This window comes from Vibrio sp. SCSIO 43155 (assembly GCF_023716605.1).
In the GTDB taxonomy this organism is placed as follows: Bacteria; Pseudomonadota; Gammaproteobacteria; order Enterobacterales; family Vibrionaceae; genus Vibrio; species Vibrio harveyi.
Window position 1 is genome coordinate 1,207,696 of sequence record NZ_CP071853.1, and the last position, 22,373, is coordinate 1,230,068.

A 22,373-nucleotide genomic window follows, 5' to 3' on the forward strand; every position below is an offset into this window, starting at 1 on the left:
GTAATTTCAGACTGTTAGAATCAAACCAATAACACAAAGCCCTGCATAACTTGCAGGGCTTTTCTTTGTTGCTCTCTTCAACATGCTTCAGCTAGGCTCTGCGTGACAATGTCACCAATAAAACTAAAGCTGCACACAACATAAGAACAAATCCAAGGTTTTGAATCATTCCAGCTAAGCCTAAACCTGAACCAATCATCAAGTAGTACATTAATCCTAGCAATGCCCCTGCACTGCCCGCTTGCTCCTTGTAATCAACCAAAGCGGTACTCAGTACATTTGGAATGGCGATACCAAATGCCATCACAATGAATAACATTGGCGCCAAGAACCAAATCGATGTTTGCAGCATAAACACACCGAAGCCTCCGATGATCAAAAATGCTGATGCAATCCAAAGCAAATGCGTTTGTGAGCGACCTTTTGCTAACAATGACTTGTTCATCAAACTGCCGATTAAGGTACCAACGCCCAATATCACACCGCTGTATCCGAACTGCTCAGAACTTAGTCCGAGCTGCTCAAAAGTGAATGCGCCCAATTGGTAGTATGCGAATAAAGCAATGTTGTAGAGCGCAACTAACAACGCAGATTGCCAGATTTGAGCATCTTTCAACATTCGTCCAAGTAATGAACCGATGTTTAGCGGCTGCTTTTGAGTTTGTGTTTCAGGTAGATTAACCGCGTTGTAGCACAGCAAAACAAGCGCCAAAATAAACAACGTAAAGAACACGACCTGATAGCCACCGAGTGCTGTTAACTGACCACCGAGCAACATGCCAATCACAGGGCTAATGGAAATACCCATGCCCATAACGCTAAATACTTTGCTTAGCTCATCACCTGAAAAGCTGTCTCTTAGCATGGTTTGTGTCACGACCGACCCAACCGCAATACCAAAAGCACTGAACGCGCGAGCTATCATCATCACATCAAAGCTTTCTATTTGCATCGCGACCAAAGCAGATACGCCGTAGACCAGCAACCCTGCCAACATGGTCGGGCGTCTGCCCCACTTATCTGCCAAGATTCCCCAAATCACCACGCCAATAGCAAACGCGGAAAAATAGATAGATAGGGTTTGCGCCGCTTGTGAATACGTCACAGCAAATGACTGAGCAATATTACCTAGCGCTGGGCTGTATATGGTCTCCACAATTTGCGGAAACATCAGCATCACCACCATCAACCCAATAGAAGGTTTCGTTTTCATTTTTACCTCTCTGTCCCACTCCTACAGATGTTTAAGTGGGTAACGAACTTAACTTGGCGTGCAGTATAGAAGGCGTTATGCTTTACCCATTAACAACATTAAAACCAAAAACATCAAGATTCGGACAAATGGCAATTATTGAAGATAATACTCGATTTGATGCGGACGCGATTGCCGCGAGTGTAGTTGGCATCGCTGCGGATGTCGGCAAACATGATTCCGGTATGCACGAACACAAGAAAGGACAATTGCTTTATGCGCCACAAGGCTGCATGACGTTCGCACTCGATAACTCTATTTGTACCTTACCACCAACTAAAGCTGTATGGATTCCTCCACATACTTCTCACAGAGCCGTCATGACTAACGTTGTGGCTTACCGTTCACTCTATTTCGATTGCAGTAAATACACCTGCCCTGATGAGATAGTGATGATTGAGGTGAACGATCTTTTAAAAGCACTGATCGACAAAATGGCGTTATGGGAGTGGGATATTGAAGAAATAAAAACTCAGGCAACGAGCACTTTATTTTGGGAAGAGTTTTACCAAGCGAAGCAGTTTGAATTCTCTTTACCCTTGCCTTCTGATCGACGTTTAACAGGGTTTCGCAAGGCAATGACCAAGGGTGATTTTATAGCTCCTGAGTTAAACCAACTGTCACAAACCGTTGGCGCGAGCAGCAAAACTATCACTCGCCTATTTAAGGCTGAGACTGGCATGTCTTATCAAGATTGGCGTCAACAATGGCGGCTACTTAAGGCTATTGAGCTCTTATGTGAAGAAAGACAAGTCAGTGATGTTGCCCATTGTTTGGAGTTCTCATCAGACAGCGCATTTATTGCGTTCTTTAAGAAACAAACCGGACAGACACCACTGAGTTTTATGAAGCACAGATCGTTGTTATAAGGCGATCATTTCGTGTGTTATTTGGTTTGGTCTACGAGAATTAACTCGTCCAACGCAAAGCCTTTCTCTTTTGCTACTTGTTTAAAACGCTCGACGGTTGCTTTATCGACGGTTGGTGTGCGTGACAGTAGCCATAGGTAGTCGTGATTGAAACCAGAGATAAACGCGTAGTCGTAGTTCTCACCTAGCTCAAATACGATGTAAGACGAATAAAACGGACCGAAGAAAGACACTTTTAGATGCCCTGTATTTTCACCATCAACGAAATACGCTTTGCCATCAGCTTGCGTCCATTCTTTATCTTCTTCTGAATAACCTCGGTTGATAACCGTTACGCCACCATCCTCACGGAGCTCGTATTCAGCCGTCACATTCGATAAACCGCGCTCAAAAGAGTGATCAAGACGCGCAATTTCATACCACTTGCCTAGATATGGTTGAAGTTCAAAGTTATTGACTGGCTCCACACCGTCCGGTTTAGACGTACAGCCAAACAACGTTATAAGGGACAAAAGTAAAAGTGTTTTAAGAGATTTCATACAGCTACCTGAAATTAAACTAGGGTCTGATTTTACTATAGAAGATAAGAAATCGATCAAAAACGAATGAGCCTAAATTCTCCACAGGACAGTCCTACGTCTTGGAAACCTTGTAGTGCTTCAAACACATTAAAGTGGCTCACGACAACAACCTTTCGATATTGACGGTAGCATTCCAGCACCGACTCAGCCCGTGCTTTTAGCTCATCAACATGTTCGTAGCGACTGTCGGTCATTGGAATACCCGCTTTTAACAGCTCTCGGTATTCGAGCCAGCGTCGGTCTCTCTCATTCAATGTAATGTAGCCGCCTTCTTTGTCAGCACGCCACTCTCTCAAGTCATGCTCAACAAACAAAGGCAAATCGCGATGACGATTGAGAATTTCTGCAGTTTGAAGGGCTCTTGTATAAGGAGAGCTGATGATGATTTCAGCATCATTGAAGACTGGATGATTGAGTTTTTCTTGCAGCACGGGCAAGTGCTCTCGGCAAAGCGGCGCATAGTCCTTCTCAAGTTGGGTCATCTGCCGCTCATCCGATAACGTAAAATCTGGCACGCCATGCCTTACAAATACAATGTCCATATTGTGGTGATCGTCCTTGTTAAATTGCTATTGAGAAATTGGAGTCAGTTTTAGATAGGAGTGCACTTCTCCATTTTTGTATTCAATCGCAGAGTGGATGGAAGGTTCACGGTTTCCCACAACAGAAAGTTCGTAAGTATTTTCACCTTTATAGATCGTGATATGAAGTACACCAGCCTCTAGCTCCCAATGCCCTTTGGTATGAAGGCGTCCAAACAAGGTGTATTCATCGAGTGAACCAACCGCATGCAAGTGCACCTCTGTGATGTAGCCACCCGTGCAGCTCTTGATCCAGCAACGATCACTGACTTCTTCGAGGCGTATTTCTCTTTTGCTTGCCTTCCATTTTGAGAAACGTTCGGACTCTGCAAACGATGCTTCGATATCGGAATGTTCTTTGATGGGCGCACCTTCAAGCTCGCGTAAGCAAAGCTGAACCCAACTAGTTATTTGCATGGAATGTCCTTAAGGTTTCAATTGCCCTTTTTAAACCTAAACGTGGGCTGCTTAATACTGGAATGTCGACATCAACTAATGATGCAGCACCTGACATCGAAGCCTGTGCCAGTACGATTACGTCATAATCACGAGCCTTTTGCTCTATTACCGCTTTTATCTTGTCGTAATAGCCTTGGTTATCTTGGTCGAGAAAACGCTCCCAAGCCCCTTCAACCACAAACGTATCTAACTGACGGATACAATTGCCCTTACTTGTCTCAAGTAACGCCAAGCTAGGTTCAATGGTTGTCGATAATGCCGCGAGTAACAACACTCGCTCATGAGTGACAGCTTGGTCACCCATCGCGCGGTCGATACGCTGAACATTGGTTCCCTGCTCCGTAAGTGATTCAGCAAAGCGACCAATTGAGGAGCAGGTACAAACCACCAAGTTTGCTTGTTCAGAAAGCTCGCGTACTTTGCCTTGTACGGATTGTTCCACCTTAGATTCGTCCACCCCAGCAACCAGACGCTCTAACAAGCCAGCATCGGCAAAGTGTGCGACTTTTAAATCAGGTGCGAGCTCTGTCATCAGTTCGGAGAAAGGTGGAATGTGTACGGGTGAAGTATGAAGAAAATATAGGTCGTATGGCTTCATGCTAAGTCGTCGATTTTTAGTTCAATTTCGACAACTTAGCACAAGGCGATGGGAATTAATGCGATCAGAGTTACTGTTGTGCTTCCCAAAGACCAAGAAAGTACTTGCCGTAAACCACTTCGGTTTGTAGATGCATAATCAGTAAAAATGCAATTAAAGCTAATATAAAGCGATTGAAATAACGACTGACTTTGGTACGGATTTTTATATCGAATACACCGATATGGATACCAACATAGGCAAAGGGGTAAACCAACAAAACAGCGAGTAACCAACCTAGGTAGCCGGATATCGCCATTTCTTCGTAGCCGATCATAATACCTCCACAATGAATACGACGGGAACGTTATTGGGGTCTGTTAATCTCTCGAGCTGATTTTTGCAGCGAAAGGTCAACAGACCCTAGTATTCATCATCTAACGGAGGCGGAATGTCAGGATTTACACAGCTGCGAGCCGTTGCCAAAAAGTCACTTAAATAAGTTACTTATCTATTTATAAAATCTTGAGAACCAAGAAAATCTTGTGCCATTTTTGGTGAAGTGATGTGGATGAACTCGATAGGCGAACCTTTTAAGTCATCTTTCAATTTTAAATAACGCTTCCGATTCTTTCGGTAATTCTTAACCGACCACCAAATAATCGAGTCTGTACTCAAAAACGCTTTTCTAAAGCTTTCTCTATTGCCAGTTCCTTCCCAAAACTCTTCTTGAGTCCATGCCCTTTTAATAGCACGAGTTATGGAACGATAAGTGGTGATAGAACGTGAATAATCGAGCCAGATGATGGTATCGACTCTTTGCCATTTGTATGGTTGTGTTCGGCTGTAATTCCCGTCGAGTACCCAAGCGTCTTGTTGAGTTACGTCCACGACTTTATCGAAGAACGTCTCATCATCGAGTTCTTTCCAATCGGGAAGCCAGAACAACCTGTTCATTTCTATGTACGTGACACCTAATTTCATTGCAAGCTGCTTTGAAAACGTCGATTTACCGCTTGCACTGCTGCCTACTACATTGATCCTTTTCATTAAATCCTCCTAGGTGACCGTACCAAATTGACAAAGAGCGACGCATTCCAACTATAGGTAAGTCTGGAAAATGCGGAGGCGGGATATTAATGATTACGCTTTAAAGTTCTAGTGTAGGTTCAATAAGATGTGAAGTTACGCGCATAAAAAAGCCTCCAATTAAGGAGGCTCGCAATAATTCATGAGCTAATTACAACTTATCCCATGCGTCTGACCAATAAACGGTTTCACCAGGCGCATAAGAAGGGTTTGAACACCACCCAGTGTATGGCCATGGTTTACATTGATACAAGTTGCCATCTGAACCTGTGACAATGTCACCTGCTTCATACGCTTTTCCAGATTCATACGGAGGGTAACTGCTGCCATCAGAAACAATCACAGAGCGTTGAGCTGTCGTAGTTTGATTAGCACTGTCCGTTACGCGGTAAACCAAGTTGTAGACACCTAGCACGTTAATATCTACGCTGCCCTCCACACGCACTTGATCAGTCAAATCACCGTCTTCTGCATCCGTGGCTTTTACACCTGCCATTGGGTCAAATGCATCACCAAGCTGGATAGTTGTATCCGCGACACCTTCAAACTCAGGCACAAGACTGTAAACAACAACCGTTCTGCTTTGCTTGGTTTCATTGTTGTCGCTGTCTTTTACACTGTAAACCAAAACATAAGTGCCAACGGTGTTCACATCAACTGAACCTTCGACAGTAATGCTGTTAGTTAGGTCTCCATCTTCTTTATCAGATGCGGTAACACCTGCATACGGATCAAATGCACTACCGTGATGCACACGAACATCGTTGATGCCGCTAAACACCGGTTCGCCTTCACTTGGCGGTGGTGGAGTCTGACCGTGGATAAACGGACCGTAATCCTTCACAAATTTTTCACCGTACGCCTGACCATTCTTGTTGGTGCCCATATCCCAGTTAACTGACCATGTCATTACGCCACGAAGTGCCTGCCCTTGCGCTTTAAGTTGGTCAAACGCGTCGTAAAGATCTTGAGGATCTTGTACAAAGCCCGTTGCTGCTGCATCAATGTTAGATGGAATACCAAACACCAATTTGTCATGCGGAATTTTATGGAAACCACGTGTACCGTTCGATAGAGAGTCTGAAATGTAGTAAATGAATTCTTGTTTTAGCGCATCATTGTTTTGTGCAATCCAACCCACACCTTCAACCCAAATACCATCACCACCTTGGTTGTAAAATTGAGGGTTGATCCAATCATAGTACCCTTCTAATCCAGTAATATAAGGAACGTATTTGCCACCTTCTGTTAAGTATGGAAACTCAGGCGCCATCGTAATTAGGAAGTTTTTGCCCTGCTGTTGATAGTGTTCTTTTACAAGGCGAAGTGCAGCTGGGATTACTGTTTGGTTGTCTGACGCGGTTACTGCAGATTGCTCTAAATCGATATCCAGACCATCAAAGCCGAACTTATCAGTAAGGCGGATGATCTCTTGTGCGAATGCTTGCTCATCGCCAGTTTTCAGCTCGACGTGCGCATCTGCACCACCAAGCGCAATAAGAACGGCGCGTCCTTGTTGGTTTAGTGCGCTAATTTGATCAATAAATTGTTGTTCTGAAAGACCAATATTTGGATCGAGCTTAAAGGTTGGAATGCGGCCTTCGCTGGTATTGAACACCTTCATGAAAGAGACGTTAACCACATTGTACATTGGGTCAACTTCATCCAGCGTCACACACGGCGCATTACCGCCCTTGTAACCAGCCCCATCGCACCAGTTATGCCAATAACCGACTACAACACCGCCATCTGGATTCACCATTTCATTAGCGGATGCTACGTTTGAAAGACCACTCAAACCCAATGCTACTGCTAGATATAGCGCTTTTTGCTTCATCGTGTTACCTCTCATCCATTTTGCTTCATCACAACAATCATTCAGCACTTTATATTAGTGCCTAATGAATTTTTATTGGATTATATGGCTGTATTGCGAAAACAGATACACGTGCAAAGTTATGTTTTCCAAGTCTATTTTATAATTGTGATCTTAATTCACGACGCGAAATGAATAGGGAATTAGCGTTCGCTCTTATGCGTGACTTACTAGCAAAATTAGGCAAAAAGTTAACCAAAATCTATTTTTTGGAGCTCGCTCGCAACGATTTAATCAGGATTTAACCCTGTTCATATAAAAAGTTTGCACAACGTAGACATTGGGCTGGAACGCCAACTTATATAATGCGGGCTTACATAAATAGAGGTTATTTTTATGAAATTAAAAACAGTGTCAGCTTGCGCAATCTTGGTTTTGCTTGTCGGATGTCAGCAAAAAACTCAAGATGAAGCGACACAGTCAACAACCTCGGCAGATGTATGTAATACACAAGGAAATATGCCAGGTGGGTGGAACGAATTCGATGCTACCCCAGACGCTCAAAAGGCAATGGCCTTTGTCCTAAACAAAATGGAAACTCTCGCTTCGTTTAAACAGATCTTGTCCGTTCATGCACAAATTGTGAGTGGTGTGAACTACGCGATAGAGTTTGAATTGAATGACGGATCAGTTTGGAACACGGTTGTTTATCGCAACCTTGATGGTGAATATGCGATTACGCAATCACCGAAAGAAGGTCGCTTCTGCGAACAATAAATGCTTCGAAACTGAGAACCAAAAAGCCCCGCTATTTTACACCGTAATTTAGTGGGGCTTTTTGTTTGTTCATATTTTCCAGTACTGATTAAGAATCAAATGCCATCTGAGACTTCACAGAAACTGTAGAACCAAGTCGCGACGGTTCGACATCAATGCGTTGCGCCATTTGCTCTTTCAGCTCGGAAACGTGAGAAATCACGCCAATCATGCGACCCGTTTGTTGTAAGTCGACCAAGGTTTGAATCGCAAGATCCAAAGATTCCGGATCTAAGCTGCCAAAACCTTCATCAATAAACAGCGTATCCAAGCGAATACCGCCACTGTAAGACTGCACAACATCAGATAGACCGAGCGCTAATGCCAACGCTGCCATGAAAGATTCACCACCTGATAACGTCGCAACATCACGCGTTTTACCTGTGTAGCTGTCCTCTACTACCAAATCCAAGCCTCGTCCTGCCGCACCTTTAAAGCCTTCAGTTTTACGAGCCAAGATATAACGACCTTTACTCATCAGACTTAAACGCTGTGACGCTTGAATCAATACATCGTCTAATAACACACCAAGGACAAATCGGTGCAGACTGATGCGGCTACCCGTTTTACCGCTTGCAACGTCATACAAGGTGCCAAACACTTTATATTCGTCTTCTAACTTAGTGTTCTTGTCATGTAACGTCGCGATGTCATTACGGACTTTCTCTAGACGTTCAAACAAAGAGCGCGTGCTATCAAGCTGATTACGCGCTTCAACGTAACTTTGCTGATTGCTGTTTAGCTTAACGTTAAACCCTTCTAAATCTGGCAACACCAAGTCTTTCAACGTTGAACTTAAATCTGCCAATGTTTGTTCTAACTTGATTTGAGTCAGTTTGAACGCATCAATTTCTTTCTGCCAAACCTGCATCTCGGCTTCATCAGCTTTACATGCTAGGAATTGCGCTTCGTCCTCGAATGCACTCGCCAGCAAAGCCTGGTTCCAATCAGCTTTGGCTGTGTTCAAACGATCGAGTGCCTCATTCAACCACTGTTGATTGGTTGTCAGTTGGCTTTCAATATTGGTCTTCGCCAGCACCGCTTGTTGCAAATGGTTTTGTGCAGACTCGAATGCGGTATTTAACTCCGCAATCTGTTTTTGAATCGCAATAATATCTTGCTCAAGAACTTCAAGAGATGAGTACTTAGCATCTAACGAAGCAGAGAGTTTAACCAGTTGCTCTTGGTTCACTTTTATCGTCGATTCATTCGCTGCCATCTGGTTTTGCAGATCATTGATCTTACCTTCCCCAGTAACACAACGCTGGTTTAGCTCATTGACGCTTTGTTCCAGCTGAACCAAGTTAATCGATGACAATTGCTGTAAACGTTCATTGAGCTGCTGCATAGACGCTTGTAACGCGCTTAAATCCATTGATGCGGTTTGGCCAAGCTCAACGGATAGTTGCTCAATCTGCTGCTTGTATTGCCCGATTGCGATATTGTGCTGCTCCAATTGATTGCTCAATTGGTTAAGCGCAACTTGCCCTTCTCGCTCCGTATTTCGAGCACGCTGAACTTGCTCTTTTGTTACCTCTTCACCAACAAATTGAGCGGGTTGAGGGTGTTCTACACTACCGCACACCGGACACATTTCACCGGCCCGTAAGCGCTGAGCCAATACAGCAGCTTGAGCATTGTGCCAGCTCAATTCAAGTGTATCTGCTGAGCGTTGAAGTTCTACGTATCGCGCTTTTGCTTGGTCAACCGAAGCTTGTTTGCTAGGCGTCAATGCACCCAACTTAGCTAGCTCTTGGTTTAAGCCTGTTAGCTTCTGTAGGTCTTGCATCAAACGTTGTTGCTGTTTTATCTCTGCCTCTACGCTGCCAATACTAGCGACATCAAATCGAGCTTGATCCAGTGACTTCTGACCTTGTTGCGCCTCTAGCGTTAACTTCTCTTTCAGAGCGATATATTTCTTAAGCGTTACCTCAAACTCGGATTTTTGCGTCAAACCTGCGTTAATGGCTTTCTCTAGCTCAGACTTTTCAACCAACTTTCCTTTCATACCTTCAAGTTGGTATTGCTGCTCTGTCAGTTTTGGCAATTGTGCGGCTTGTTCTTTCGCGGTTTGCAATGCGCCTTCTTTGGATTTTACCGCGTCATTTGCCACAGTAAGATCTTGAGATAGCTTAGCTACTTTTTGCTCAAGTTCTTGCGTTTGCTTGGAGGCGCTTTGTAACGTGACATAAGGCAACTCAACCTTGCTTGCCTTCTTCGCATTGTCTAACTGCAATTGACGTGATGAGACAGCATCGCTCTGTTCCAAATGTTGCTTCAATGCAATTTCGGCTTGCTCGCGCTTTTTAAACTCATTGCTCAGCGCTTCTGCTTTTTGCAGTTCAGTTTTTAGAGCATTTAATTGCGCCAGAGATTCTTGCTCTTGCTTTTGTACAGATTCAAATTGAACAGATAAGGCTTCGCGCTGCTCTGTCAACTCCACTTCAGAAGAAACACCAGCCACCTGCAGTGCGCCTCGAATTTGGTTATCAAACTCGTCTTTGGCTTTGCTAATGGCACTCGCTTTGTCTTTCAGTGCATATTCAATCTTCTTGTAGATATCCGTTTGGAATAGCTGACCAAAGATCTCTTCCCGCTCTTTGGATGTCGCAAGTAACAACTCTCGAAACTTACCTTGTGGCAACACCATCACTTGGCGGAACTGAGTTTCGTTCAAGCCAATAATATTGGTCACTTCTGTCTTTACTTGCGTTGTTTTGCTAGTGATGAGCTTTTCTTCGTCCGTAATCTCATACAATGCTGCGGTATGCTTACGCACCGTCATGCCCTCACCACGCGCTTTTGGCGCTTCTTGTTCTGGTGAGCGAATCACTCGATAAGACTTACCGTGCAACGAGAACTCTAGTGTCACTTCAGTCAGCAACGTTGGTGCTGCCATATCGCAACGCATTTGAATACCTTGGCGCTCATTACCCGTCGTTTCACCATATAGAGCAAAACAAATCGCATCGAGGATCGAGGTTTTACCCGAACCAGTAGGACCGTTGATGAGAAACAAAGGGTTAGTTCCCAGTTTGTCGAACTCAATCGTTTCTGTTTGAGCAAACGGACCAAAAGCCTGCATTGTCAGTTTAATGGGTTTCATATTTGGTCCTTACTGAGCTTGCTGAGAAAGTTGTTTGATAATGTCACTGATCGCTTGATCTTGTTCTTGCGATAATTGGCCGTCTTGCGCTTCCGAAAAGAAGTCTCGGAACATATCTATCTCACTTCTCGCCAATTTCGCTTGCGCCATTTCTTGCTCGACACCAATTAACATGCCCGGTTTTTCTAGGTGCAAAACATTCGGGTAAACAGTACGTAGCTTTTCCATTGGGTTTAAGATCGCGTGCTTATCCATCAAACGTACCAACAAGTAGTCTTCGTTTTTCGGATCGGTTTTGCCCTGCTCTATCACTTGTTCAAGTTCACCTTCAACGATTCGCATCTCATGAGGTGCAGTAAGGTTAAAGTGCTCTGCCGAGACAAACCCGTTTTGGTCAATTTCCACCAGCGTGAAACCTTTCTTCTGATTTTGTTCACCAAAACTGTATTTCATCAATGAGCCAGAATAACGAATGTATTCTTCGCCTTTTTTCTGTGGCTGATGCAAATGCCCCAACGCCACATAGTCAAAGTTGAGGAAATGCTCGTGACTGACGCGGTCGGAACCGCCAATCGAAAGTGGACGCTCAGATTCAGACTCAATGGCACCATCGACAAAGCAGTGGCTGACCAACACGTTGCGTTGCTCTGGTTGGAACTGTTCAGCGATTTTCTCAGCAAGTAGCTTGTGCGCTTGGTCGTGGGTCGAAACGGGTTCTTGGTAGGTAAAACGGACTTGCTCTGGGTCGTTATAAGGCATGCCATAAAAAGCAACTTGCCCTGCACTTTCGGTTTCAATAACAACAGGGGTAAGCATGTCTTCGAAATTACTGATAATGTGAAGACCCGCATTTTTCATCTGTTCTGAACCAAAACCCAAGCGCTCAGCACCATCATGGTTGCCAGAAATCAGAATCATCGGCGTATTTAGCTCCCCACAGATTCGCTTCACCACTTTGTTAAGTAGTTCAATTGCGATAGTTGGTGGGACAGAACGGTCATAAATATCACCAGCAACAACAACCGCATCAACAGGGTTGTTTTCAATGTAATGGATTAACTGGTCAAGAACGGCTTGCTGATCGTCAAGTAAAGAGACGTTATGAAACTGTCGACCGAGGTGCCAATCTGAGGTATGGATAAACTTCATTCGAATTCACTTTCTGCCATCAATATGGCGCTATCTTATTATCCCACTAGGATATCGTGAGTTCGTAAGCTTTTCATGTGGTTTGTGGCGTATGCTGAAGTTAAAGTATAAACGAGCTAATTGTGCGTTCTTCAAATCTACCAACCATAAGCATCTGAGATTTGGCGATATAGTTCCTCATACGCATCTTCTTCATTTTGACATTCAGTTACAGACGTAATTCTTCCTTGACTGTTGTATACAACTTGCCAAGAATCATCTCGATTGACCACACACAAACACTCACCATTTTTTAGTCCATCTAGGCTATAGGATTGATGAGGTACTTTTTTCAATTTATCAGCATTCATAACAAAGCGAACTAGTGTAGAGTTTTCATTATTCATTTGCGTTTATATCCTTTGCCTAATTTATTTGCACAAACCCGCTCATTATTTAGGGGGAAAAGACATGCCCTAAGAACTCGGTTTACCTATCTAAAAATTCTACGTCCAACCGCTCGACACAGAGACAAATAAACTGGCCATCCAAATATGCATAATCAGACTCTAAAAAACCATCACAAATCTTAAGTCCAGCGTCTATGGTCCCACCGCTTAGTCTACCTAATAGCTTATAAGCATAGGTACTATCGACCCTTGTCATACTAGTTTCGTCTGCACTTTCCTGCTCTGTTAATTCAAAGTCCAACATTTCAAATGCAACGGGATATTCTTGCCCAATATACAATTCATAGGGGCACACCCCGGCAAAACAGGTTAATTCGACACCATTAACTTCAAGCGTAACTTCTTCTTCAATATCTGGGTTTAAGCTAAGAACTCTTGCCTTGTGTGTGATCACTATTCAGCCAAACTGATTGTTTAAAAGATATCTATCTAGATCGATACTGGGTAAACAAAAGAGCCCACAAAGCGTGAGCTTGAGTTTTGCTATGCAGGACGGGTTAATCTCTGTGACTTTTAAGGACATTGCCGACCATTGACGCCATATCGATAATTTCGGCTCCCCCTAAATCCGCCATAACCTGTAAAAATACATGTAGATCTTCTTTGGTCATAGCATCTGCGGACTTCTTGCCCCCCATAAATAGGTAAGGGGTAAACACCATCACTTCTTCTTTACCCACTGGACCATGTTTTTTAATCGCAGACGGAAAGAGAGGTTTTGAACTAACTTCTACGTCTATATATTCTTTATCTTGAAAACCGAAAAAGCTTTGAATTGCAATATTAGCATCGCCTTTAGAAATGTCTTTTGCGTGTCCTTGATTTGTCATTATCCAATTTAAGTGTGTCGCTATATCGAGTGACGTACCTGTTCGCTCTCCCCACAAATAGAGTTGACCATAGGCGCTTCGAGCGATCACATGGTAGTTGTCATAGTGTGCGAACTCTGTATCGTCGAGAAAAGATTCAAGCACATCTTCAAATTCTGCGGGATTGGTGATCCAGAATAGACCATCGTTAAAGCCAGAGAAACCGACCATTTGCCAGTATTTAAGTAGCTGATCTGGAAGTATGCCTCGATATGCTTCAACTTGTTGGTCAGTCGCCTGAATATGTTCGGTCGGCTCGCCAAACTCTTCTATAAACATTTCAAAATATTCGTCATTCAACTTATTTAATTCCACGTAATGGGCAGCGATCCAGCGAAACATTCATTTGGGTATCTGGTCCTAAAGTTTCGAATGCACGTTGCGCTTGCTCATCCGTCTGAGATAAGCGCGATTTTGTGCGCCACTGAGATCCCCGCCGGATATCGTGAGTTCGTAAGTTTTTCATGTGGTTTGTTTTGGACGAAACTTTAAGAATACAAATTATTTCCCCGAAAGAAGTGGTATCCTGATTATCAAAATTTTCGCCCAGACACTGCTCGATTCAATTACACTCCCTTCCTAATTTCTTCTTTAAGCTGAACTAATGAGTTTACGTTAGCTAACTCCAGATGAAATGAGTAATCCATGTCAACCACTTGGAGAGGTATCATGAGCAGAGTTTTCAATTGAAGAACAAAATCTAGACTATTATCATCAATTCCATCGACAGTTATTGTTTCGAGGTCATCACTCAATCGAACAATGTAACTCTCATTATTTACAGCGTACTCTGCCTCAAAAACAGAGCCAATAAAATTTCCTTCTTTGTCATTTCTAACACCTACTATCTTTCTAATTTGTTGAACAACGGTATCTTTATCAAATTGTTCATTTTCACCAATAAATAGTAATAGTTTACTCATATCATCCCCCTCCTGACTCTTTGATTGATGTCGTAACAACCTTAACATGCCCTGGTATTTTATATTTTTCGATTAGTGACTGAAAATAAGGCTTTGCTAGAGGCTCATTAATTCTCACCTCCAACTTGTTAAACGGAACCTCAGAATCCTTTAAAACAGCGTTCAATCGTTCAAATTCATGTGCTTGCTCCTTGCGAATTTTTTCACGCAAAAATGGCGGAATCTTAGAGTCTTCAATAAAAGGACTTCTGCTCTTTTTATCAACAAACTTTGCTTCAAGAATTACAGTTCCTTCATAGCCATCAATGTCTATTGATGTCCCCCCTCCAAAGACTCGATAGTTCCGAGGCCCAGTCTGTTCTATTTCAAACAGATTGGCAGGTCGGTTTGAAGGCGTGACTTTACTATAAAGCCGTGACACATAATCGTCTATATGCGTACTTACATTATCCGCGATATTATTGCCATGACCTTCAATTTTGTCGAGCTCACTGACATACTTAGTCGCCATAGCCCCTTGCCCGACAACAGGAACCATTGCAGAAAGTGACATTCCCGCGTTAACAAAGTCACCAGTTACTCCATACAAAAAAGTATTAACTGCGTCAGGAATAATTCCGACTCCGGGCAGCATACCCGCGGCATCGAGTGCCATATGAACATCGTTAATACTTAAAGCTGAATGATGCGGGGACGAATACGCATGTAGCTTGTAACTAGGTGAAGCTTGAGTAATTGTAGCTTGATAATTCCCCGAGCCCATTGCGTAGTACACCGACTTCTCAGGCGAATTATCGTTGCGCCCCGCTAGAACTGTATGCGACTCCTCTTTTGCACATAAACCCAAAGGATCAACCCACGAGACAGGGTTTGGTGCGAATTGATAGTGGTTAGTTCCACCAAGCAGCCCTAGGGGATCGGGTTGGATAAATCGACCTATTTGAGGATCATAATAGCGTGCTAAATTGTAATGCAGACCAGTCTCAATATCGAAGTACTGCCCCTGTAAGCGAAGGTTGTTTTTAACCGTCTCGATTTCAACGTGAGCAAATCCAAAGGTATCGTATGTTGCTTGCCAAACTACCTGCCCTTTAGAGTCCACCAAACGTTCTGGGGTTCCGATTTGATTACATTGGAAAAAATAACACTTGCCGTTTTCAATAAGAGCAAGCGGAACTACGCTGTTTGGTTGATATAGATACCACCGATAACCCGAACGCGAATACTCGCCGACTAGATGACTTCCTTGCCAAATAAACTCGGTGGTTCCATTTTCGCTGATTTGCTTCGTTCTGCGTCCTAGTGCATCATATTCAAATTGACACAACCGCCCTTCAGTCTCGACACTGATTAACTGTCCTTTTGCATCATAAGCACAATGCTGTTCCCACCCATTGCCTTGAGTGCGGATTCTATTGCCTAGCTCATCGTAGTCGTACCTTACGCCGTTATATTCAACCAGCCGATCATAGTCTAGCTGTGCACTTTCATCATTAAAATTACCAAAACTGTCAAAGGAATATGACTTTTCTAAAGTCTGTGTTTTTACTCTTTCTAATTGCCCAAGTTCATCATAACGGTAATGCAACGCCCCCTTTTCACTATCAACGATAAGAGACAATAAATGCTGCGCGTTGTAATGATACTTACGCTCGAAACCAGTCCATATTTGGCGCTTCAAGCGACCTATTCCATCGAACTCTCTTAGCTCTTTTCCCGCGCTATAAGTGATTATCGATAAACGTTGTAATTCATCGTATTCAAACTTAATTGAATCTTCTCTCTCAGAGCCGTTTGAATGAATCGTTAATCTACATACCGTGCCAAATTGGTCATGCTCATATAGAACCTCTGTTCCATCGTCATAGCGTTGAGAACGAAGTAAACCGTTATCTTGGTATTGATTGACGAAAGAAAAGCGTCCCTGCTCCTCACTCACCAATTTCGTGCCAGAATACGTATATGAAATATTAGAGAAACGGTTGTGCGCGCGAGTTAATTTACCACCTAGAGTATGTTGGTAATGGTTCTCTACACTTCGATTTTTGCCACTGGCTTTAACTTTTGCAACCTGTCCAAGCTCATCATATTGAAACGAGATCAGAATAGAGCAATGTGATATTTGACTTAACCTTTCAGCTCGGTCATAGGTGTAATTGGTCTTAATTCGATCGAAGTTAATTGTCTGGCTTATATGACCGTCAGGTGTGTACTCAAACTCATATTTGCAGCCATCCGAGCGCTCAATGCTCGTCAGGTTTCTTTCCGAATCATAAGAAAAAGAAAAAGCACTCTGATCTTGTTTCACTATCGCTGTTGGCTGGGCTAGATGCCCCCAAACAATATCTATAGAACCTCGTGGCGTGCAGATCTGTTTAACTCGACCAAAATCATCATATTCGTAACGATGCTCTCGAAATGTTTGATCTTTTTTACTTTGAAAATATAAACGGGTAAGTAAGTTGTTTTCATGTCGCTCAAAACCAGCAATCAAATCATGGGGATAAGAGATACCATTGATACGTTCATATTCGTCATAGCTATAACGAACCAAACACTGGTTTACTTTCTTTGCTAGCAGCTGGTTTGCCTCACTCCACCACCATTGAGTACGAGTTCCAACATCGCTGTTCTGCTCTACTTGTCGACCGTGTTTATCAAACAACGAATGTTCTTTTAGCCCGTTTTTGTATTGGTGCATGACCAACTGACCTAAAGCATTAAACTCTCTTATCTCAACTTCACCGTCAGGAAAACAATGCTTTATACATTGACCAAATTCATTGTATTCAAAATCTTCGATCGCCCCTGAAGAATGCACTTTTTGCTTCATCAAGCCAAACTCATCGTAGAAGTGGAAAGTGTAGCTTTTATCCGGATTAGTCGTGCACGCTAACCTCCCCATAGAATCGTGCTCATATGCCATAAGTCTGGATTCAGGGCTTATGCATTCAAGCAATTTTCCATTTTCATCATGCTTATATTGCCATCGGTTTCCTAACGAGTCCCAGTAAGTTGACTCGTATAACCCGATATCAAACCGATAGTCATAGACGCCTTCATCCCCCCAATTTCGAACACATTTTGCATCTTTTCCTTCACCCAACCATTCAAAATAATGAGAAAAACCAGTCGCTCGCGTTCGCTTAACCAGTAGGTTCGAGTCGTTGTATTGATACTTTTCTATGAGACCGTTTTCGTTCTTGGCACAGATTAAGCGACTACCTGCATCGTAATCATATTTTGCTAACACGTGGTTTGTTTTGGGGGTTCTGATTTCTACAAGCAATCCATGTTCGTCGTACTGAAGTTCAAGTTTTGGTTTCTGGTTGACACTGACTCCAACCACTCTGTGATTGCGAGAGTATTCAAGGTTCACGGTTTTCATGTGACCCAGACGAACTTCACGTGCGACCCACAACTCGTCTTTCAAATAAAACTTAATTTGAACTTCGTTTCTCAATGACACGAGTCGATAACCATTTTTGTGGAACAGGCAGCTTGCACCAGAATAAGCTTGATAACTAATTCCGCCGATCTCCACACTAGGAAATTGAATCGTGTCTCCTACTTCATCCATAAAAAGCCAACCTACCACGTTAGACTTTTCATCTAATACATCCATTAGCTCGTATTGAAATATATGCCTCCAGCCAAAGCCTAAAGATGTACTCGTATCACAGAGAGAAGAGCGATACGTACGTAACCACGTCAAATGAAAAGGTAATCTAACATCCACTAAAGATAAGTGTTCTTCACCTGTCACCATCGACACGGGATCGCCAGCTTTAACATGACGTTTACTGCTTTCATCTTGAGGAGAGAGACTTACAGAACTGCTCGCATTAACACGTTCAGAACGCGACAATACCCTCGCACCTTTTGACGCCTTTAGAGCGACAGGTTGTGGAATATTTGTTGGTGGATAGAATGTTTTAGGGAGTAACTTAGGCAGTTCTGATACAAACAAAACACGATCATATAACCCTTTAGCGAGTAGCTGGTCGAGCTCTTCTATGCCTTTATCTTCATACTCATGAGCAAATGACACTTCTTTACTCGTCCAAGAGGCGAGTTCTCTTAGGTCATCCAATGATGCAAAATGAAATTGCTCAATAAAAACCGCTGCACAGTTTTCGGTGCCAAATTCTTTTTCAATACCAACATTTAAACGTTGATGAGAAAAGCAAAATACGGCACCACTTAACGCTTTAAGTTTGACAATCCGTTGTAAGTTCATCTCTTCAAGTTACTCATTAACCCAGCGATACAAAACGCCTACGGCATATCCATACCGTTCAACGTCAATTTGCAATCCGCAATAATTTGATATGTTTCTATTTGCTTGCTGCTGGTAAACACAGAGCGCTTTTAATAAACCATTACAAGGACCTAAGGGACCCGTGATCGAATCTATTAGCTGATAGGAAGTATCCGCTGTTATCCAAGGAGATAAGAACTGAATAGACTCCAGCCATACTGGCTCTTCTCCTTCTATAGACAGAGCGAGTTCGTCTAGAAGATGAGTACAAACAAGCCCCAGTTGTTTGGTGATATTTGATGTCGCCGTATCAGTCCCTTCAAAGTCCAAATCAACAGCAACCTTGTAAGGACGTAGTCCTCTATGCCCCATGGAACAACGCGCCATAACTAACGAATCAAGACCATATCCAGAATCGATTGCGTTTATAGCGACGACCCACACTGAGTTATTTTTTTTGACCAAGCGTTCAATACTGTTAAGAGCCATCAAAAAAGAGGCATTACCATATGGATAAAGGGCAATTTTATCCGCCTCGACTTTGCTAAATATCGACAGAAACGAAGCGATAACTCTTCGCAGAATGTTCTTATCGGTGATATTTGGCAGCAACAAGAAAACATGACCTGAAATATCCCGCTTGCTCAGATAGTTAGAATAAGAATCAAGCGTATCAATAATAGAGAGAGAGTCGCTCTCTTCAAAGTTCGATACAGAGAATTCTGACGGCTTTAACGTATGATTAGTGAGCTGCGATATTGAAAATTCTTGGTCTCCCAACAAACACAAGCTTGGCTGAAACATAAGCCCCATCTATCCACCAATGACTACCGTTGGGTTGCCGACTAAAATTTTACCGCCGTGAGATGTCGAATCCCCTAGCCGTGCTGCCGGTTTCCCGTTGATTTTCACGCTAGAAGAACCCGAAGAGATGCTATCCGGTGGACCAACACAAATTAGCTTATCGCCTTTTCGTGCAGCAGGGAGGCCTGTGATTTTTACGTTTGCAGACCCCATTATGACAGGTCCTCCGACGTGAGGAATTTTCCCTGTCTTTTTGGGACATATGTGAAAGCTACCTATTACTGCTGCTGGTTTTCCCATTTCTGCGCGCCTTAATTAAGAGAAATTTGCCCGGCTTTTAGTGCGATGGCAGAGCCATTAATCGAGATCTTATTACCCTTAATATTGATCTCGCCAGAACTCGACATTTGAATCGACGCCCCACCAACCTTAATTTCAATACTTTTTCCTGCATTAATTGATAGTGCCTTACCAACATCTAAAGATTGATTCTCACCTACTTTAAGGTCGGCACTTTTACCCACTTCTTGGCGCAATTCATTGGTGACTTTTTCTTTTTTATTGTTCTCTATAGAAATATCTGCACAGTCTTCGATTACCATTTGAAACAGCTTTTCTGCGTGTAAGTAGACATGCTCATCTCCAGGCTTGTCTTCAAACCGAAGCTCGTTGTAGTTATTTCCCTCTTTTTGTACAGAGCGAGATTTGTAACCACTTTGAGAAGCTTGGTCCGGTAATTTGTATGGTGTCTCTTGAGTTCCATTGTAAAGAGAGCCGGTAACTATAGGCTGATCCGGGTCGCCATTAACAAAATCGACAATGACCTCTTGACCAACTCTTGGGTGGAAAATACTACCCCAGCCATTACCCGCGCTAGCGTGCGCAACGCGAATCCAGCATGAACTGTTAGCATCATATTTACCTTGTCTATCCCAATGAAACTGAACTTTAATTCGTCCATGCTTATCAAGGTAAATCTCACCATCCTCATTTCCAGTAACAATCGCGGTTTGAAGACCTCTAACTTGAGGTCTTCGAATATGAGTTTTTGGACGAAGCATGGTTTTTGAACCGACGCAGTGGAAAGACATTTTAAAACCTTGAGCTGACGTCCCACCTTGCCCAGTTTGATTGAGCACTGACGCAGACATGGAAACCGAAGAAAGGACAAACTCTTTACCTACACGGCTTACATCTTCATGTTTTTTAAATTTAAATAATTTACCAACAGTAAAGGTTCTGCAACTTGCTTCACCACTACATTGATAAGCATCTTGTTGTAGCGACTCAATTGCATGCTTGTTGCGTAAGGAAAAATCATCTTTAGTCTCAGTTTCCGCGAGATATTCATAGTGCTCACTAACTGGTACCGAAAAATATTCACTCTTTCCATTCGCTTGGTGCATCGGATGAGACAAAGGCTTAAGCATATCAAAGCCTGCTTTACATGTTTTTTTAGTCGTCAGTGTTTGGGTCTCATTCCATGAACTAATGTGGCTTACTTCACTCGTACCTGTTGAATGATTAACAAAGAACTCTTCCCCTGACTCGTAGTAATCAGCGTCATCAAAAAATTCAATAACATGGGAAGATTCTGTATGCGAAAAGCAATAAGCAACTCCCTCTTCAGACAGTAACCGCTCTATAAATGCCAGATCAGTTTCGTCATATTGAACTTTATACGCATACTTGGGGTAACTTCTTAGAGTTTTAAAACTGAACTCAACATCATGTTCTGATAGAATCAATGAAATTATTTCTTCTATGCTTTTATTTTGAAAAATACGGCAGTTAGTGCGGTAATCAGAAAATCGAATTTTAGGCTCGATATACAAATCTATGTTTTTGTAATTCTCACCATGCTCAACTGTAGTAACCCTTGAACCAGTTAATCTGGCTCTAGATACAACCCCATGAAAATAACGAGGTTTAGCGCTAACAGATGGATGATTATCCATCGTGATCAAGACCTCTTTTCCAATGATGTTATTCAATTCCTCATGTTGTTCGTTAAAATAAGCATGAGCATACAATGAAAAAAGTTGGGATACAGTCTCTTTATATTCAAAGGAATTAAGAATTAACGTATCACTCCCAAATGGTGAAGAAATTCGTATAAAGTTATTTTTCTGAGATGCTTTTTTCATTAGATACTTCTTTATAAAATAGCGGGAAGAAAGCTCTTCCCGCAATACAATTACATTTGCTGACCTTTAACACCGCTGTAGCCATATACTAATGGCGCAGATGTGTTGTTCTTATCGTCAGTAGGTGTAACTGTCATCATCATTTCAGTGTAAGAAATAGTGATTGTTTCAATTGGACGATCGTCCTGGATTGACACAGAGTAGTTTGAAATCATTGCATCGGTAAGTTCGATTTTCATGATCTCTTCTACCTTTTCACCTTGCTTGGTGATGTGGAATACCGCTGGTTTACCTTTACCAATGGTAGCTTCTTTAAATAGGTCCGGTGATGAACGGTCTTGAAGCTTAGTGATCGTCAAATCGTATAGACGTGTTGCACTTGCTTCGCGGTCCATCGCTGTACCAGTGTACGATGAAATTTCACGACCAACACTCCAATCTACAGATAGTAGAGTAATTAGATCCTTGTACTGTTCGGCTGTTGCCTCACCTTTAATATCTGCATATTTAAGATACGTGTTAGACTGCATGCTAATCTCCTATAGCATTATTAATGACATATTACATAGTAATTTTATATTTTAATCATCAATTAAAACTAATGATTAATGTATCAAAAACCAAT

General features: G+C 42.6%; 21 protein-coding genes. 2 read left to right on the forward strand and 19 right to left on the reverse strand.

All coding sequences use genetic code 11. The features are described from left to right. Positions 1-91: 91 nt before the first annotated feature. Complete coding sequence (locus tag J4N44_RS22270) at positions 92-1,213, reverse strand: multidrug effflux MFS transporter (protein WP_252045157.1); 1,122 nt, start codon at positions 1,211-1,213, stop codon at positions 92-94. A 128-nt stretch (positions 1,214-1,341) separates the two neighbouring features. Between J4N44_RS22270 and J4N44_RS22275 the strand changes: the two genes are divergently transcribed. Next, positions 1,342-2,121 carry an AraC family transcriptional regulator gene (locus J4N44_RS22275; RefSeq protein ID WP_252045162.1) on the forward strand — a complete coding sequence of 260 codons (780 nt, stop codon included), beginning with the start codon at positions 1,342-1,344 and terminating at the stop codon, positions 2,119-2,121. 17 nt (positions 2,122-2,138) lie between these two features. Here the strand turns inward: J4N44_RS22275 and J4N44_RS22280 are convergent, their stop codons facing one another. The 7 genes from J4N44_RS22280 to J4N44_RS22310 all read right to left on the reverse strand — a co-directional run bounded on the left by J4N44_RS22280 (position 2,139) and on the right by J4N44_RS22310 (position 7,245). After that, complete coding sequence (locus J4N44_RS22280; protein ID WP_252045163.1) at positions 2,139-2,660, reverse strand: lipocalin family protein; 522 nt, start codon at positions 2,658-2,660, stop codon at positions 2,139-2,141. Between the two features lie 56 nt (positions 2,661-2,716). Next, a complete protein-coding gene (locus J4N44_RS22285) occupies positions 2,717-3,244 on the reverse strand; it encodes a histidine phosphatase family protein (protein ID WP_252045165.1) in 528 nt (175 codons plus the stop codon). Positions 3,245-3,271: 27 nt separating this feature from the next. After that, a complete protein-coding gene (locus tag J4N44_RS22290) occupies positions 3,272-3,700 on the reverse strand; it encodes a hypothetical protein (RefSeq protein ID WP_252045167.1) in 429 nt (142 codons plus the stop codon). Then, positions 3,687-4,340 carry an aspartate/glutamate racemase family protein gene (locus tag J4N44_RS22295; RefSeq protein WP_252045169.1) on the reverse strand — a complete coding sequence of 218 codons (654 nt, stop codon included), beginning with the start codon at positions 4,338-4,340 and terminating at the stop codon, positions 3,687-3,689. Before J4N44_RS22295 ends, J4N44_RS22290 begins: the two co-directional genes overlap by 14 nt. Before the next feature lie 70 nt (positions 4,341-4,410). Next, complete coding sequence (locus J4N44_RS22300; RefSeq protein WP_005446994.1) at positions 4,411-4,656, reverse strand: hypothetical protein; 246 nt, start codon at positions 4,654-4,656, stop codon at positions 4,411-4,413. A 170-nt stretch (positions 4,657-4,826) separates the two neighbouring features. Next, positions 4,827-5,369 (reverse strand): P-loop NTPase family protein, encoded by a 543-nt coding sequence (locus J4N44_RS22305; RefSeq protein ID WP_252045171.1) that lies wholly within the window; start codon positions 5,367-5,369, stop codon positions 4,827-4,829. 190 nt (positions 5,370-5,559) lie between these two features. Beyond that, entirely contained in the window at positions 5,560-7,245 is a 1,686-nt protein-coding gene (locus J4N44_RS22310; protein WP_252045173.1) for an immunoglobulin-like domain-containing protein, read from the reverse strand. 375 nt (positions 7,246-7,620) lie between these two features. Here J4N44_RS22310 and J4N44_RS22315 point away from each other — a divergent pair, with 375 nt between their 5' ends. Further along, on the forward strand, positions 7,621-8,001 hold the full coding sequence (locus tag J4N44_RS22315) for a cystatin domain-containing protein (RefSeq protein WP_009699049.1): 381 nt from the start codon (positions 7,621-7,623) through the stop codon (positions 7,999-8,001). 88 nt (positions 8,002-8,089) lie between these two features. On the opposite strand, the gene J4N44_RS22320 is transcribed toward J4N44_RS22315, so the two are convergent. The 11 genes from J4N44_RS22320 to J4N44_RS22370 all read right to left on the reverse strand — a co-directional run bounded on the left by J4N44_RS22320 (position 8,090) and on the right by J4N44_RS22370 (position 22,278). Next, a complete protein-coding gene (locus J4N44_RS22320) occupies positions 8,090-11,146 on the reverse strand; it encodes an AAA family ATPase (protein WP_252045175.1) in 3,057 nt (1,018 codons plus the stop codon). A 9-nt stretch (positions 11,147-11,155) separates the two neighbouring features. Continuing rightward, entirely contained in the window at positions 11,156-12,295 is a 1,140-nt protein-coding gene (locus J4N44_RS22325; RefSeq protein ID WP_252045177.1) for an exonuclease SbcCD subunit D, read from the reverse strand. Positions 12,296-12,432: 137 nt separating this feature from the next. Beyond that, positions 12,433-12,681: a hypothetical protein gene (locus J4N44_RS22330; protein ID WP_005447016.1), complete on the reverse strand. Its 249-nt coding sequence runs from the start codon at positions 12,679-12,681 to the stop codon at positions 12,433-12,435. A gap of 82 nt (positions 12,682-12,763) precedes the next feature. After that, positions 12,764-13,138, reverse strand: coding sequence for a UCP019853 family protein (locus tag J4N44_RS22335; RefSeq protein ID WP_005447018.1), 375 nt, complete (start codon positions 13,136-13,138; stop codon positions 12,764-12,766). A 103-nt stretch (positions 13,139-13,241) separates the two neighbouring features. Then, on the reverse strand, positions 13,242-13,955 hold the full coding sequence (locus J4N44_RS22340) for a GAD-like domain-containing protein (protein WP_252045179.1): 714 nt from the start codon (positions 13,953-13,955) through the stop codon (positions 13,242-13,244). Between the two features lie 224 nt (positions 13,956-14,179). Further along, entirely contained in the window at positions 14,180-14,536 is a 357-nt protein-coding gene (locus tag J4N44_RS22345; RefSeq protein WP_005447021.1) for a hypothetical protein, read from the reverse strand. Position 14,537: 1 nt separating this feature from the next. Beyond that, entirely contained in the window at positions 14,538-18,776 is a 4,239-nt protein-coding gene (locus J4N44_RS22350) for an RHS repeat-associated core domain-containing protein (RefSeq protein WP_252045180.1), read from the reverse strand. Positions 18,777-18,785: 9 nt separating this feature from the next. Beyond that, positions 18,786-19,601, reverse strand: coding sequence for an NAD/NADP transhydrogenase beta subunit (locus J4N44_RS22355; protein WP_252045181.1), 816 nt, complete (start codon positions 19,599-19,601; stop codon positions 18,786-18,788). Between the two features lie 9 nt (positions 19,602-19,610). Further along, a complete protein-coding gene (locus tag J4N44_RS22360; RefSeq protein ID WP_017818782.1) occupies positions 19,611-19,901 on the reverse strand; it encodes a PAAR domain-containing protein in 291 nt (96 codons plus the stop codon). An 11-nt stretch (positions 19,902-19,912) separates the two neighbouring features. Beyond that, positions 19,913-21,748 carry a type VI secretion system tip protein TssI/VgrG gene (gene tssI, locus J4N44_RS22365; protein WP_252045182.1) on the reverse strand — a complete coding sequence of 612 codons (1,836 nt, stop codon included), beginning with the start codon at positions 21,746-21,748 and terminating at the stop codon, positions 19,913-19,915. Between the two features lie 50 nt (positions 21,749-21,798). Next, positions 21,799-22,278, reverse strand: coding sequence for an Hcp family type VI secretion system effector (locus J4N44_RS22370; RefSeq protein WP_005447029.1), 480 nt, complete (start codon positions 22,276-22,278; stop codon positions 21,799-21,801). Between the last annotated feature and the right edge of the window lie 95 nt (positions 22,279-22,373).